Raw genomic sequence first — 15,036 nt, 5'->3', positions numbered from 1 at the left:
ATAAAGGGAGAAATACAGAACTGGAAGTGAAAAGAAGATGCTAAAGCCAACACAAGAAAAAACTTTAAGCAAATGGATGACCAAAGCGCTCCGGCACACCCCCGGGGAGTTTGGCTTAACTCTGGACCCGGAGGACGGATCATGTCCGGCCGATTCCCTGTTGGCGGCGATTACTTCGCATTCCCGGTGGTCATGGGTTACACTGGAGCATATCCGGCAGGTGGTGCGCAATTCGGACAAGCAGCGGTTTGAATGGAAAGGCGAGCGGATACGGGCCAGATATGGGCATAGCCATGACCATATCTCCTACACCCCGGAGATTCCGCCGGCTGTCCTCTATCACGGCACCAACCAAAAGGCGCTGCCGTCCATTCTGAAGGAGGGGCTGCTCCCCATGGGCCGGCAGTATGTTCATCTTTCGGAGGGTACCCATTTCGCCACAATGGCGGGAAGCCGCAGGGGAGAGCTGGTTATCTTGCGGGTGGATACGGCCCATGCCCGGGAGTCCGGCGCCACCTTTTACTATGCAGGCAATGAAGTCTGGTTGGCAGACCGGGTTCCGGCGGCGAGCTGCTCCATAGACCAACACGCGGAAGGAAGGCATCCCAATCATGAATAATCCGGACTTGCGGCATCCCTTGCCTCATTCTATTGTAGATATCGGCGTCAATCTGATGCACCGCTCCTTCCAGCAGGACCGGGAGCAGGTGGTGGAGCGGGCGTTGTCCAACCGGGTGACTCCCCTTGTCATCACCGGAACCAACCTGCGGAGCAGCGGGGAGGCGGCCCGTTATGCGGGACGGTATCCCGGCAAGCTGTACGCCACGGCAGGCGTCCATCCCCATGACGCCAAACATTGCAACGAAGATATCCTTGCCCAACTGAAGGAACTGGCGGCCTTGCCCCAGGTGAGCGGAGAGGCAAGCATCTGCGGGAGCTGGTGCGGCTGATCCCCCTGGACCGGCTGATGCTGGAGACGGATGCTCCGTTCCTGACTCCCCGGGACCTGCCGGAAAAGCCTGCCGACGGGCGGAACGAACCCGCTTTCCTGCCCCATATTCTGCACACTGTCGCCCAGTGTCTGGGCAAATCGGCTGAAGAGGTGGCACAGGCCACAACAGCCGCAGCCACCGCCTTTTTTGAACTGTAGCCCCTCCATTTCGCCAATAAGGAGCATTCATCATGAAGCAGAACAAATATGACGATCAGGCTTTTTTTGAAAAATACAGCCAAATGAACCGTTCCGTCCACGGCCTTGCCGGGGCAGGGGAATGGGAAAGCCTCCGCCGGATGATGCCGGACATGAATGGCAAACGGGTGCTGGACCTGGGCTGCGGCTTCGGCTGGCATTGCCAATACGCCATCGGGCAGGGGGCCGTCTCCGTAACGGGGGTAGACCTCTCCGAAAAAATGCTCCGCCGGGCAAAGGAGCAAACAGACCCGCGCATCGCTTACATCCAGGAGTCCATTGAGGAGGTCGCCTTCGCCGACCGGTCTTTTGACCTGATCATCAGCTCCTTGGCCCTTCATTATGTGGAATCCTTCGGGGCAATCGTGGAGAAGCTGGCCCGCTGGCTGGTTCCCGGAGGGGAGCTGGTGTTTACGGTGGAGCATCCGGTGTTTACCGCATCCGGCGCTCAGGATTGGCATTATGACGAGGACGGCCGCATCATGCACTTTCCGGTGGACCGCTATTTCTCCGAAGGGCAGCGCAGCACCGTGTTTCTGGGGGAGCAGGTGGTGAAGGTTCACCGTACCCTGACCACTTACCTGAATGGCCTCCTTCAAGGCGGCTTTGCCGTCACCGGTGTAGTGGAGCCTACTCCCTCCGAGGAGCTGCTCCGCACCGTGGAAGGGATGGAAAACGAGCTTCGCCGGCCGATGATGCTGATCATTTCCGCCAGGAAGCAATAACTTGACCCGGAGGAGCAACAGATGCGGAACATTACCCGGTATACGGCGGATATGTTCGCCCAATATGGCATGCTGGACAGCACAGCCGATACCGCCGCGGCAAAGGAAACGGCCGGACCTTGATGGCAGCATAAGAGCGGGAGGAAGAATATGGAGCTGACCCTATACAAAGAAAGACCGCCGGAGCTGATGGCAGCGCTGGCGGGAGTGTGGCGGCGTTCAGTGGAGGCGACCCATGCTTTTCTGGGCCTGGCGGATATCGAGAGGCTGGAGCCGTTGGTCAAAGCCGCCCTTGCGGAAATCCCTGTGCTGATAGTGGCCAGCGACAGCGATGTTCCCGCAGGGTTTATGGGCCTGGCCGACGGGAAAATCGAGATGCTGTTCCTGTCGCCGGACTATGCAGGCCAGGGAACCGGCAGAAGGCTGGTGGAGCTGGCCATCCGCACTTATGGCGTCCGGTATGTGGATGTGAATGAGCAGAATCCCGGGGCAAGAGGATTTTATGAGCATATGGGCTTCGAGGCAGTTGAACGTCTCGCCCGGGATGACCAAGGCAATCCTTTCCCCATTCTGAAAATGCGGCTGCGTTACGAGGATGGGGACAACGCCTCCCCGGACTCGCCCACGCCGTAGCGGTCCAGAGCTTTGGCGGAGGCCTCCAGCATACGCCGCTTGAGATAATTCCCCTCCACCACCCGGACCCGTTTGCCCAGGAAGCGGATTTTGGACAGCAGATACTCCGCCTGGTCCCCCATCACCGTCACCTTCACCCGGTATGTATCCGTATCCCCGTCATACAGCACATCCTTCTCGAAGCTGGAAAAAGCATACAGAATCCGCGACAGCTCCTCATTGTACATAGGGATGATCTCGATCAGAGCCTCGCTTCTGCGGAAGTCCAGCAGCTTCCCGATTTTCCGGCCAACGGCCCCCGCCGTCTGGGGATGCAGAGGCTCCGCCTCCAGAGAGAGGATGTTTTGCAGCCGGGTGCTCATGAAGGAGTGGCTCCGCAGGTGGAACCAGAGCAGATACCATTCCCGCTTGACCATGGAATATTCCAGCTTGTAGGGGCAGCCATGCTGCCCGGTATGCACCCGTCCGTCCTTCACCTTGTACGAAAGACAGATGCCGCTTTTCCCCTGGATCAGCCGCCGCACCGTCCGCAGCAGGGGATGGTACACCTGCTTCTCCACACTCCGCGCTTTTTCCAGCAGGTAGCGGTGGGTATCCAGCGTCTCATCCGGTTCCAGAATGGAGCGCAGCTTCTCCAGAGTCTCCGGGGTGAAGGCTTCTCTGGCGGCAGGATGCCCCAGCATCGTCTTCAGCCAGGCCCGTTCATGGGCCGTAACCATAAACGCGCCGGAATCCTCCAGCCGGGAGATAATCTGGTAATTGAAGATTTTCTCAAACAGATTCATAGTAGTCCCGGATCTCCTTCCATTCGGCGATCATTTCCTGGCGGAGCTGCCGGGGCTCCAGCACCTCGCAGCTGGAGCCGAAGCTGCGCAGCCATGGCTTAATCTCGGTAATGCCGTTCACCGTGATTTCATAGATGAAGGATTGCTCCTCCTCCTGTACAATTTCTCCCCACTGCCCCTGCAGCAGCACCCGCTCCTTCACGAAGTTGGGCTCGGAGCCCTCCGGGCTGAAAAACCGGGCCCGCACCCGCACCGCCGGACCCGTATCGATGAGCCAACTGTACCGCAGCTTGTCATCCAGCTCGGTTTGCTTTTGCCCGTACCATGCTTCGTCTACGGCTTCATGCTCCTCGATCTGGGTCATGCCCTCCATCCGGTATTTCCGCAAACCCTCCCTGCCATGGGCCAGCAGATACCATCTGCCGTATTGGTGATCGTACACAATCCGCAGGGGCAGCGTCCGCACCATTTTCCCCGCCGCATCCCGCTCAAACAGGGGATTGGTGTTTTTGGAGGCATAGCTCTTTTCAGACTTGGGCGAAAAGTAAAGGAACTCCACCTTGCGGCAGCGGCGGATGGCATGGAGCAGGGTGAACAGATGGGCTTCGTCCAGAATCCGCGAGTGGTAATGGTACTTGTATAAAAAAGCCTCCACAGCCGGTTCCCCGCCGGCGGTCCGCTGAAGCTGCTTTTTCAGCCCGTCGCGGAGGAGATAGCCCTGTACGGACGGCACCTGGGTATTGGACATCACATCCACAAAATCATATAAATCCCGCAGCTCGTCATCGGTGAGGCTCCGCACCAGTTGGTCCTGAATCCGGTAGCGGTAGGGGCGGGGGCCCGGCTCCTTGCGGATGACGCCCACCTCCTCCAGATATTTCAGATCCGAGCGGATGGTTTTTTCGTCAGGCGGGGGAAGATGGGCAGGCATGGCGCCGCAGCAGGTATCCAGCAGCTCCATGGCAGTCAGGGCCTCGCCCTGCTGCATCGTCCCCAAGAGCAGGGACAGCCGTTCGCTTTCCGACTCCTTCACCGACTTGGCCCGGAAGAGAAACAGCAAAAGCGGGTCGGCGGAATCATAATAGTTCTGCTGCTGCATGGAGCCGACCACATCCTTCAGGCGGCGCAGAGTCTTGTCGAAGGTGTGCACCGAAATGCCCAGCCGCTCGGCAAACTGCTGCCTGCTGAAAGCCCCGCTGGTCAGCGCCAGCAGCCGCAGAAATTGGATTTCCTTATCGAAGCTCTCCTTGGCCATGGTAATCCTCCATTTCTTATTGGTTTTATTGTAGCAGGGGTTCCGTTGGACGGAAATGGCAAAGTTTTTTCCGCTCGTAATACTTCCGCCATGTTCGGCGGGACTGGAATGAGGGAAGATAGACGCGAAGAGAGAGGAGGAACAGGGATGACAGACATGAAGGAACGGGTAACAGCCGAATTGGCCAAAATCGAAGGGGAGGAGCAGGTGCGGATCTTGTATGCCTGCGAATCGGGCAGGCGAGGAGCTGGATATAGAGCCGAGAATCTCGGCTATCAACGACTTTTTGGAGGCCGGAATCGCCTATTACGAGGAAGCTGCACCAGGTATGCGGACAGCCGGAGAGAGGCAGGACCGGCAGCTGGATGAACTCTTCCGCTCGGCGCTGGCAGAGGTGTGGGGCTGAGTCGCTGAGTTCGAGACTACTTATACACCTAAAGGAGTGAGCCAATACCATGGCCTATCAAGTGATTGACGGCATAAGGATTTGGGGCAGCCCGGACGCGGGCGCGCTGGCCCAGGCGCGGACCTGCGCCGGTACCGGGCAGGTGGTGCAAACCCTCTTGATGGCGGACCATCACCAGGGCTACAGCCAGCCTATCGGCGGGGTGGTGGTCTATGACGGCCAAATTTCCCCCTCCGGCGTAGGCTACGATATTGCCTGCGGCAACAAGGCGGTCCGCACCCGGCTTTATGCTGCGGATATGAAGCCGCGGCTGGCGCAGGTGATGGATGAGATTGCCCGGACCATTTCCTTTGGGATCGGGCGGGTGAACCAGGAGAAGGCGGATCATGCGCTTTTTGATGACCCGGATTGGGCGGTGTACAGTTCCATAGGCAAGCAGGTCCATGACAAGCTGAAAACATTGGCCCGGGACCAGTTGGGTACGGTTGGCAGCGGCAACCACTTTGTGGACCTGTTTGAGGAAGAGGGTACCGGACGCCTGTGGGCGGCCAATCATTTCGGCAGCCGGGGTTTCGGGCACAGGACGGCCAGCGGGTTTCTGAATCTGGCGGCGGACCGGGGCTTCCTGGACAATGCCCCCGGGGAAAAGCTAGAGCAGCCGCCTGTGCTGTTTGACCTGAACAGCGAACTGGGAGAGATGTACGAGTGCGCCATGCGGCTGGCCGGACGGTACGCCTATGCCGGACGGGATTACGTCATGGACCAGGTGCTGCGGATTTTGGGGACGGAAGCGGATTTTGCGGTGCATAACCATCACAACTATGCGTGGCGGGAGCAGCATGACGGCAGGGAGGTAATTGTGGTGCGCAAGGGCGCAACCCCCTCCGCGCCGGGGCAGCTGGGTTTTATCGGCGGCAGCATGGGGGATATCTCGGTCATTGTGCAGGGGAAGGACAGCGCCGAAAACAAGGAGGCCTTCTACAGCACGGTGCACGGCGCCGGGCGGATTATGAGCCGGACCCAGGCCGCCGGCAGGATGAACTGGAAGACCCGCGCGAGAAGCGGCGGGCAGATCACCAGAGCGCAGATGATGGAGGCGGTCCAGTCCTTCGGTGTGGAGCTGCGGGGCGCAGGCACGGACGAGAGTCCGTTTGTGTACCGGAGCCTGCGGCAGGTGCTGGATGCCCATGCGGAAACCATAGGCGTGCTGCATACGCTGAAGCCCATTGGAGTTTGCATGGCCGGAGCGGATGAGTTCGATCCGTACAAGGATTAACGTGCGCTCGCTCAAGTTCAGGAGTCTTCGGCGCGGTGCAGCTGCCTGTATTCGGTGGGGGTCATCCCGTAATGCTTCTTGAAGTTCCGCAGAAAGCTGGAAAAGTTGGTGTAGCCGATTTGCAGCGCAACCTCATCCAGCTTAATCGGCGTGGACAAGAGGAGGCGGGCCGCCTCCTTGGCCCGCACCTGTGCCAGATAATCCACAAAATTGCATTTGGTATAGTCCTTAAACAGCTTGCTCACATAATTGGGGGTGAGGCCGTAACGCTCCGCAAGGAAATTCACCGACAAATCGCTCTGATTATAATGCTCGGCTGCATAAGCCATAACCGACTCCACCAGCTCCGCGCTTTTTCTTCGGCTGCTCCGCTTCTCCTGAAGCGCCGCAATCAGCTGCGCCGTCATAACGCCGACGGCTTCCCGCATTTCCTTCAGCGACCCGCAATGCTCCAGGCTGCCGGGAAGCGCCTTGTGCTCCGCTCTGAACAGCTCGCCAACCCCTGCATCCTCCGCTGTCTGCAAGGTGCGGAGGACAAGCTGCAGGCAAAGCTGAACCATCATTTCCTTGGATAGTCTGGCCCGTTCCGCCTGTGCAAAAAGCTCCTCCAGCAGCTCCCCGGCCCGTTCCGCTTGTGCCTGCCGCACCACCCCCAGCAAGGTATCGGCCGTTTCAAACACCTCCACAAGCCTGCGGTTGTCCCAATTGCCCACCTCATCCCGGGTAATGATGGTATTCTGTCCGGTCAGAATTTTGCATGAAATCATCCGCAGCGCTTCCTGATAGGAGGTTTTGATGCTTCCAAAGTCGGTATAGTGGCCGCCTATTCCCACACAGATCGTCCGCTTGAAGCAGGCTTCGATATAGCTCATCAAAGCCTCCGCAAAACGTCTGGCAGCCTGCAGATTGCGGGCTTCCGACGAATCGGCAAAGCTTAGCACCATCACCGCCTGGTAGCCGTTCATCTGGACGGCGGCGCCCTTCATTCCCTCCAGCGAGGAAGCGATTTCCTCCGCCACATTGCACAGCCCATACAAAAAGAGGTTCATATCCCCGGGCTTGCCCCAATCTGCCGTATAGTCAAATTCCATAGCCAATACCGTGTAATGGGCAGGGTACAGCCTGATTCCCGCTTGCTCCAGCAGCGGCTCCGCCGCCTGGTAGCGGGTTCTGCCACCGGTAAGAAGCTCGAACATGATCTGCAGCTTCCGCGCCGGCAGGCTTTCGTGAAGCCGCTTTTCCGCGTCATAGTATCCGGTAAACACCTGCCGGATTTCAAGCTCAAGCTCCTGATAGGAGCCTCCGCCTCCTTGGCCTCCGCGGCGCCTAACCGCCATTTCCTCCAGCTTGCCGACAAACCGCTCCATTGGCGCAAACCATCTCCGGTTAATGAACAAGCTGGCCGCCACAGCCACAAGCACCATGGCGCAGGCCAACCCTGCCAAAATATAGCGGACAGTCAGGGTGAGCGTGCTGATCTGCCGCTCCGAAACAATATACACCAGCTTCCATCCCGTGTACGATGTGTCGTAAAAAATCAGGCTGCGGTTTCCTTTGTCCATCAGGTAGCCCCGTCCCTGCCGGGCCAGCAGTTCCCGGCTGTAGCTCCTGTCGGCCACGCTTTGCCAGATCAAGCCGGGGTTCTTGTGGGAGAGAATGCGGCCGCTGCCGTCCATGAGAAATACATTGTCACTGCCGCTGAACTGAAGATCCTCAAACAGGGCGGAAATGCTTTTTTCATTAATCCGGATAATCGCCATTCCCTTGCTGTCCGCCGGACCTGCATTCAGGGGATAATAATGGACCAGAAGAATTTGGCACTCGCCGGGCCTATCCGGTGAGGCTGCATCATATGCGGCATTCCCTCCCGACAGGTCTGCTTCCGGACCCAGAGCCGTCCACTTGGGGGACTTGCTGTCCAGAAATGACCTGACCCACTCCAGCTCCTTCCGTTCCTTCAGACTGTATACATCGGATGCGGTCATCACTTCGTCCTTGACGCGGGAATAGAGCATCGCCGATTTCATATTGAAATTGGCTCCCATAACACTGCCCAACTGGTCCTGGAGAGCGGAGACACTCAGAAGATAGGAGGAAGAGCCGGAGGAGGGCGTTTCAAAAAAGGCTTGCACTCCCGGCATCCGCAAATAATTGATAACCGTAAGGTTCACTTCCTGGAGCATGCTGTCCATCCGCTTGCTGATTTGCGCCAGCACATTCTGGTTGGATTCAATAACCTGGCTCTCCAACTGGCGAATGGAGCTTGTATAATTAATAGCCGCGATGAAGCCTATAATGAGAATGAAGAGGCCGATATAGATAAGCTGGACTTTCAAGGATATCCTTCTGCGCAAACCCGTTCACTCCCTCTGCAATCTCCATTCATTATAGCCTGGATGCGGCAATTTTAGCGCGTGTCATTTTCCATAATCCATTGCCGTTTCCTACAAAAAAGCCTGGTGTGGGGCTGTTGCCACCTGATCGGTGATTCTGCCACTGGCCTGCCTCCGGCGCTTTCTGGTACGCTCGGTTTGCATCGCTACTATCACAAGAGGAGGTCAATTCATGACAAACAGAACGAAGACGAAGAAACTGCTTCCGGCGCTTCTGGTTATCCTGGCAGGCGGCTCGGCTGTACTGTCCGCCTGCAGCGGCGGCGATTCCGGAGGGGCAGAGCCGTCGGCATCCGTTGCCGGAGGCGACAAATATGATGCCTTGCCCAAGGTGGTATCCGCTTCCATCTATGACCGGGGGCAGGTGGCCACCAGTGAAGGCACCTATGAGGAGAACCGCTGGACCAAACTGATCAATGAACAGTCGGGTGTCAAGGTGAACTGGGTACCCATCCCGCGCAATCAGGAGGCGGACAAGTTCAATGTGCTTCTCGCCTCGGAGCAGGCCCCGGATATGCTGTCCACCTACAACCGGGACTTCATAGTCCGCTGGGCCAAGGAGGGGGCGATCCAGCCTCTGGATGAGTACATCGACAAGTACAGCACCAGCTACAAAAAATATCTCCAGGAGCATCCGGAGCTGAAGCCGTACCTGACCCTGGAGGACGGAAAAATGTACACCATTGCCAGCATGCGCCCCACCCGCGCCAACACCGCCATCTATATCCGGCAGGATTGGCTGGATAAGCTGGGGTTGGCGATGCCCAAGTCGGTGGATGAGCTGATCGAGGTAGCCAAGGCCTTCCGCGACAGGGACCCGGACGGCAACAATGCCAAGGATACCATCCCCATGGCCATGTCCACCGCCTATATGGCTATTACCGACGATTGGTTCCAGGCCCGCAGCGGGGCATGGTTCGTGGAAGACGGCAAGGTGATTCAGAGCTTTTTTACCCCCCGATACAAGGATGCTCTGGCCTTCCGCCAACTGGTCTACAAGGAATCCTTAGTGGACAAGGAATATGCCACCGATAAGGAATTCTCCCGCCAGAAGCAGCTTTGGACCACCGGCAGAGCGGGGATCTACTTTAGCAACATCGGCATGGACAACACATTGGGCGATCTGCAAAAAAATAATCCCGGGGCCAAGCTGGCCGTGGTTCCGCCCCTGTCCACCAAGTACGGAACGAACGGCTATGAGATGGAGGTGCCCAATTTCCTCCTCACCGCCTTCAACACGAATATGAAGAACCCCAAGGCCGCCATGGAATTCATCGACTGGATGCTGGATACGGGCTGGAAACCTCTCACCTACGGAACCGAGGGGGTTCATTACCAGTTGGTAAACGGCATTCCCGTCACCAGCGATTACGACAAGTGGAAGACAGAGGTGGCCTACGGCAATGAATACCGGCTGGTGCTTCAGGAGCAGCAGACTCCGGAATATCTGATTACCCGGGCGGGCAAGGACCCGACGGATCTGGCCATGGCCGAGCTGAAAAATACCATCATCAAAAATACGGAAACCACTCCGTTCCGCAAGGATTTCCCGTATGTGCCGCCGGTATCGGAATATTCCGCCATTGCCACCCAGTTTGAAGCCAAGTGGAAGGAGATTAACACCCGCATGGCCATGACGGATGAGACCCCGGACAAGGCTGTGGCGGAGATCAAGCAAGCCTGGGACAACCTGGGCGGCGACAGTGTAACCGCCAAGGTGCAGGCCTGGTATGACGCCAACAAAGATAAGCTGAAATGAGGTAGGACATGAACACATTACACAAGCATTCCTCGGGGGACGCCGTTCCCCTTGCGGTTATGCCGGAGCGGAGGCCCGGGAGAGGCCTGCTGTACTACTTGAAGCGAGATCGTTATCTGTACCTGTTCCTGCTTCCGGCCATGTCTTTCTTCCTTTTGTTTAAGTATGTGACCCTGTTCGGGGAGATTATTGCCTTTAAGGATTTTCGGCTGCTTCAGGGAATCTGGGGCAGTCCGTGGGCGGGGCTGAAGCACTTCCGGATCTTGTTCCACAGCCAGGATTTCTGGATGATTCTGCGCAATACGCTATTGCTCAACCTGTATAATCTTATCGTGGCGTTCCCCGCGCCGATAGTGCTGTCCATCCTCCTGAATGAGGTGCGGGTCAATTGGTTCAAGCGGGTTGTGCAGAATATGCTGTATCTGCCCTTCTTCATCTCTTGGGTGGTGCTGGGAGGAATCATCACCTCCCTCTTGTCTCCCTCCACAGGAGTGGTCAACGCCCTGCTGCAATTCTTCGGTCAGGAGCCGATCTTCTTCATGACCAGCACCCGCTGGTGGCCGGCGGTGTTCAGCGCCTCTACGGTGTGGCAGAGCGCAGGCTGGGGGACCATCATCTATATGGCAGCCATTACCTCCATCGACCCGGGGCTGTATGAAGCGGCCAAGATTGACGGCGCCTCCAAGCTGCGGCAAATCTGGCATATCACGCTGCCGGGCATCCGCGGCACCATTGCCATTCTGCTGGTGCTGCAAATGGGCAAGATGATGGACGTAGGCTTCGAGCAGGTATTGAATTTGCAGAATCCGGCAGTGTTCAGCGTGTCGGATGTCATCAGCACCTATGTCTACCGGGTAGGCTTGCAGAATGCCCAGTACAGCCTGGCTACGGCGGTGGGCCTCTTCCAAGGGGCCATCAGCCTGATCCTGGTGCTTGCGGTTAACAAAACGGTGAAAAAGCTGGGGGAGGGCGGACTATGGTAAAGCGCAGGACGGCAAGTCTTCCCCTGTATCTGGCACTGGCGCTTTGCGCCTTTACAACTGTGTTCCCCATTCTGAACATACTGGCTATGTCCTTTAGCAGCAGCAGGGCTATTGTTTCGGGTGAAGTGGTGATGTGGCCGGTGGAATTCAACGTGATGGCTTACCGGAAGCTTTTTCAGGACGGCCAGTTGCTCTATGCCCTGCGCAATACGGTGGAGATTACGCTCATTGGCACGCTGCTGCAGATGGTCGCTACCACTCTGGCTGCCTTTTCCCTGTCGAAGCCGCGTTTGAAGGGCAGGGCGGTGTTCACCTTCGCTGTGCTGTTCAGCATGATGTTCGGCACCGGACTGATTCCGCTGTTCCTGCTCATCAAGAACCTGCATCTGATAAACACCTTTTGGGCCATCTGGCTGCCCGGTTTGGTCAGCGCCTATAATTTGTTTGTGATGAAGTCCTTCTTTGAGGGACTGCCCAAGGAGCTGGAGGAATCGGCCATGATGGACGGGGCAACAGACCTGGTGGTGTTTTTCCGGTTGACTCTGCCCTTGTCCAAGCCCATTCTGGCAGCCATCTCGCTGTTCTATGCGGTGGCGCTGTGGAACACCTATGCCAACGCCCTTTACTTCATCAGCAAATCCAAGCTGCTGCCGGTGACCGTAAAGCTGTATCAGATGCTTCAGACTCCTCTGGACGCACTGCTCAGCGGCGGGGACGCCTCTCAATATATCCAGCCGGAGGGGCTGAAGGCGGCGGGAATTATCATTACTGTACTGCCCATTCTATGCGTGTATCCATTCCTCCAAAAATATTTTGTTAAAGGAGTTCTGCTGGGCTCCGTGAAGGGCTGAGTCGGCAGATGATTAAAGAAGGGAGCAAACGGATGAACAATCAAACAAACAGGCGGGAGCATCGCAGATTCCTCGGCATATGGAAGCAGCGGAAGCGGCGGTGTTTCCCGGCGGCGATGTGGTTGCTCGTGTTCGCTCTGGCAGCAGCGGGATTTCCCGCTGCTGTGCTGGGGCAAGAATTGCAAGCGCTGTCACAATCTCGACTGGAGACTTCCATGCCGCCGGAGCCTCCAGTCTACATCATGTGGGAGGATTTCCGTTCCTCCTTTGGCAGCCATAATCATGCCCTGGCTCTGGAAGCGGGAGCAGGAGGAACAGGGAGCATCGCCATTGACGGCAGCTTGGACGAATGGGGGCCGTATGCGGAGCTGCGGCTGCCGCAAAATGAGGCCCAACTGGCCATGACCGGCTGGAGCGGGCCGGAGGACGTGTCGGCAAGCGTCTATATGGCCTATGATGAGCAATATTTTTACTGGGCAGCCCGGGTGACGGATAATGTACATACTCCCGTCTCCGACAGCACCATGTGGCGGGGGGACAGCATTCAGTTTGCCTTCAGCCCCGACGGCACCTATGGCCCGGAATACGGCATCAACTATATGGACGGCCAGGCCCATGTTTGGCAGTTCAGCGAGGGCAAGGCGATAGAGGGAGCGGCGCAAATTACGGTAGCTGCGGTGCAGGGCGGCAATGAAATTGTGTATGAGGTGAAGATGCCCTGGAGCACCATTTATACGGGGAAGCCGGAGACGAATGTGCTTCCCTTTACCATGCTGTTCAATGACAACGACGGCGCGGGACGCCGGGGATGGATGGAATGGACCCCCGGGATCGGCAAGGCCAAAAGCCCGGCCTCCCATGCCCAGGTTCACCTGATTCCGGCAGAAACGGATTGGAGCTTTTGGGTGGAGGGGCCCAAGGAGGTTCCGGTTTCCGCTACGGTGGAATATGCCGTTTACGCGGTCAATTGGGAAAGCGCTCCCGTAACCCTGCAGTTGAAGTCCGAAGCCCTGGGCGCGGACCGGAGCCTGACGGTGCCCGGACGGACGGTAGCCGAGGTGAGGCTGCCCTTTGCCCCGGCGGAAGCGGGAGACCATCCCTTGGACTTTGCCCTGACGGCCTCCGGCGGGGGTGAACGGCAGCAGGAGCTGGTGGCAACGGCGGTGATGACGCCGGCGGAGGTGGAGGCCCGGTTGAATGCGGTCGCCGCCAAGCTTCCCCAATTGGAGGGGCTTTTGCAGCAGTGTGAGGCCCAGGGGCTTGCCACGGATTACGAGCGGATCAATTATGCGGTGATCAAGGATTTTATCGGCTATGGCAAGGAGGATATTGTTCAGGGCCGGCTGAGCCGGGCCTATTATGTAGCGGTGGAGCTGCAAGAGCTCTATGAGGAAGCTGCCGGGAAGCTGCAAGGTTATCTGAACGGAAGCGGAACACCCTTGGCCGTCCCCCGGTATGTCACCGGCCGTCCGGCCATAGACGGGTATTCCTTTGTGGGGGATACGAAGGTCAGAAGCACGGGCGCAGTGGAGGAACGTCCCATTTTCTTCACGGGTTATGGCGCTTTTACCAAGGTGAGAGAGGATATTCCCAAGTTTCAGGATTTGGGAGCCAATGCCATTCAGATTGAAATCGGCCCCCGTGATGTGATTCTCGACAAGAAGGATTTTATCAATCAATATTCGGTGAGCCGCGCAGGCAATGTCAACGCTGCTGCGGAGGTAGTGGAGGGGGTTAGCCATTCCGGCCTCCGTTCCCTGCAGATTTCCAATTCCTCGCCATACCAGTCTAACGTCTACATCAATGTGGCCCAAACCATTGCGGTAGAACCCAACACCACCTATCAGTTCAAGGTGTGGGTGAAGGGTAATAATGCACGGAATACCTGGTTCCCCGGCGGCGCTTCCATGAAGCAGCGCAAATCCTTCCCCAGCGGCACTTACGACTGGCAGGAAGTGGTCTATGAATATACGACGGGGCCTCAGGAAACGAGCTACAAGCTAATGGTGCTGTCGGAAAATACAGGGGTCATCTGGGTGGATGATCTGTGGGTGGGAAAATTGGGAAGCGACGTGAATCTGGTGGCCAACTCCGGCTTTGAGGATTTGGGCGGTTATGACGAGAATAAGGAATATGTTGTGTCCACCGGAAAAATCCAGTCGGATATTGAACAGGCCTTAACACGGGCGGCAACCCATGATGTGGCGGTTAATCTGCTGATTTCCCCCCATTATTTTCCGGCATGGGCTCTGACCAAATGGCCGGAGCTGAATGTAGCCAACAACGGATTTATTAAATTTTCTCTGTTTCAACCCATGGCGCAGGCCATTATGGAGGATTATTTGAGGGCGTTGATTCCCGCTGTCAAAGATTATCCGTCGCTGCATAGCATCACCTTGACCAATGAATCTGTCTACCAGTCCAACAAGGATGCCTACGCGCTGCCCTTCTGGCACAGCTATCTGGAGGAGCTGTACGGCGGGGATATCGGGGAGCTGAACCGGGTTTATCAAAGCGGGTACGCCGCTTTTACGGAGGTGCCCATGCCTGCCAATGTAACGGCCAGCCCCTGGTCGTACGATTATGTGATGTTCAACAATGACTACTTTTCACGCTGGCATGAATGGATGGCCGGGATTATTCACGAGCTGGCTCCCGAGCTGGCGGTCCATGCCAAGATTATGGGCGACCCCCGGGGCAGTCTCTCCTGGGGGGTGGATATTGAGCGGTTTTCGGAATTCAGCCAAATCAACGGCAACGACAACTGGAATTATATCAATG

12 protein-coding genes and 2 pseudogenes are annotated in these 15,036 nt (G+C 57.2%); 11 read left to right on the top strand and 3 right to left on the bottom strand.

Annotated elements, in window-relative coordinates:
- The first annotated feature begins 37 nt into the window (after positions 1-37).
- The 4 genes and pseudogenes from DQG13_RS16625 to DQG13_RS16610 all read left to right on the top strand — a co-directional run bounded on the left by DQG13_RS16625 (position 38) and on the right by DQG13_RS16610 (position 2,547).
- On the top strand, positions 38-619 hold the full coding sequence (locus tag DQG13_RS16625; protein WP_113020911.1) for an RNA 2'-phosphotransferase: 582 nt from the start codon (positions 38-40) through the stop codon (positions 617-619).
- Positions 612-1,150 (top strand): annotated as a pseudogene (locus DQG13_RS16620) (TatD family hydrolase). Before DQG13_RS16625 ends, DQG13_RS16620 begins: the two are co-directional and overlap by 8 nt.
- Positions 1,151-1,182: 32 nt before the next feature.
- Positions 1,183-1,914, top strand: a complete 732-nt coding sequence (locus DQG13_RS16615) for a class I SAM-dependent methyltransferase (RefSeq protein WP_113020910.1) — start codon at positions 1,183-1,185, stop codon at positions 1,912-1,914.
- Between the two features lie 150 nt (positions 1,915-2,064).
- A complete protein-coding gene (locus DQG13_RS16610; RefSeq protein WP_113020909.1) occupies positions 2,065-2,547 on the top strand; it encodes a GNAT family N-acetyltransferase in 483 nt (160 codons plus the stop codon).
- On the opposite strand, the gene DQG13_RS16605 is transcribed toward DQG13_RS16610, so the two are convergent.
- Both DQG13_RS16605 and DQG13_RS16600 read right to left on the bottom strand, forming a co-directional pair.
- A complete protein-coding gene (locus tag DQG13_RS16605) occupies positions 2,502-3,332 on the bottom strand; it encodes a WYL domain-containing protein (RefSeq protein WP_113020908.1) in 831 nt (276 codons plus the stop codon). The two genes, DQG13_RS16610 and DQG13_RS16605, sit on opposite strands and share 46 nt — an antisense overlap.
- Positions 3,319-4,587, bottom strand: a complete 1,269-nt coding sequence (locus DQG13_RS16600) for a helix-turn-helix transcriptional regulator (RefSeq protein ID WP_113020907.1) — start codon at positions 4,585-4,587, stop codon at positions 3,319-3,321. The genes DQG13_RS16605 and DQG13_RS16600 overlap by 14 nt, the downstream gene beginning before the upstream one ends.
- Before the next feature lie 90 nt (positions 4,588-4,677).
- Here DQG13_RS16600 and DQG13_RS31880 point away from each other — a divergent pair.
- The 3 genes and pseudogenes from DQG13_RS31880 to DQG13_RS16590 form a co-directional block, all read left to right on the top strand.
- Positions 4,678-4,800, top strand: a pseudogene (locus DQG13_RS31880) (hypothetical protein); the annotation flags it as partial.
- A 7-nt stretch (positions 4,801-4,807) separates the two neighbouring features.
- Entirely contained in the window at positions 4,808-4,993 is a 186-nt protein-coding gene (locus DQG13_RS16595; protein ID WP_220094393.1) for a nucleotidyltransferase domain-containing protein, read from the top strand.
- A gap of 49 nt (positions 4,994-5,042) precedes the next feature.
- Positions 5,043-6,269 carry an RtcB family protein gene (locus tag DQG13_RS16590; RefSeq protein ID WP_113020905.1) on the top strand — a complete coding sequence of 409 codons (1,227 nt, stop codon included), beginning with the start codon at positions 5,043-5,045 and terminating at the stop codon, positions 6,267-6,269.
- Positions 6,270-6,286: 17 nt separating this feature from the next.
- Here DQG13_RS16590 and DQG13_RS16585 read toward each other — a convergent pair whose 3' ends face one another.
- The gene (locus DQG13_RS16585; protein ID WP_181592790.1) at positions 6,287-8,605 is read right to left on the bottom strand and encodes a helix-turn-helix domain-containing protein; all 2,319 of its coding nucleotides are present in this window, start codon (positions 8,603-8,605) and stop codon (positions 6,287-6,289) included.
- Between the two features lie 229 nt (positions 8,606-8,834).
- On the opposite strand from DQG13_RS16585, the gene DQG13_RS16580 reads away from it, so the two are divergent.
- The 4 genes from DQG13_RS16580 to DQG13_RS16565 form a co-directional block, all read left to right on the top strand.
- Positions 8,835-10,421: an extracellular solute-binding protein gene (locus tag DQG13_RS16580; protein ID WP_113020903.1), complete on the top strand. Its 1,587-nt coding sequence runs from the start codon at positions 8,835-8,837 to the stop codon at positions 10,419-10,421.
- 8 nt (positions 10,422-10,429) lie between these two features.
- Positions 10,430-11,404: an ABC transporter permease gene (locus DQG13_RS16575; RefSeq protein WP_258525705.1), complete on the top strand. Its 975-nt coding sequence runs from the start codon at positions 10,430-10,432 to the stop codon at positions 11,402-11,404.
- Positions 11,398-12,255, top strand: a complete 858-nt coding sequence (locus DQG13_RS16570; RefSeq protein ID WP_113020902.1) for a carbohydrate ABC transporter permease — start codon at positions 11,398-11,400, stop codon at positions 12,253-12,255. The genes DQG13_RS16575 and DQG13_RS16570 overlap by 7 nt, the downstream gene beginning before the upstream one ends.
- Positions 12,256-12,287: 32 nt before the next feature.
- Positions 12,288-15,036, top strand: a 2,749-nt coding sequence (locus DQG13_RS16565) for a sugar-binding protein (protein WP_181592789.1), incomplete at its 3' end; no start/stop codon positions are given.

The organism is Paenibacillus sp. YN15, assembly GCF_003285005.1.
GTDB lineage: Bacteria > Bacillota > Bacilli > Paenibacillales > NBRC-103111 > Paenibacillus_AR.
The sequence above is the reverse complement of the archived record's forward strand: the minus strand, read 5'-3'. Positions and strand labels throughout refer to the sequence as shown.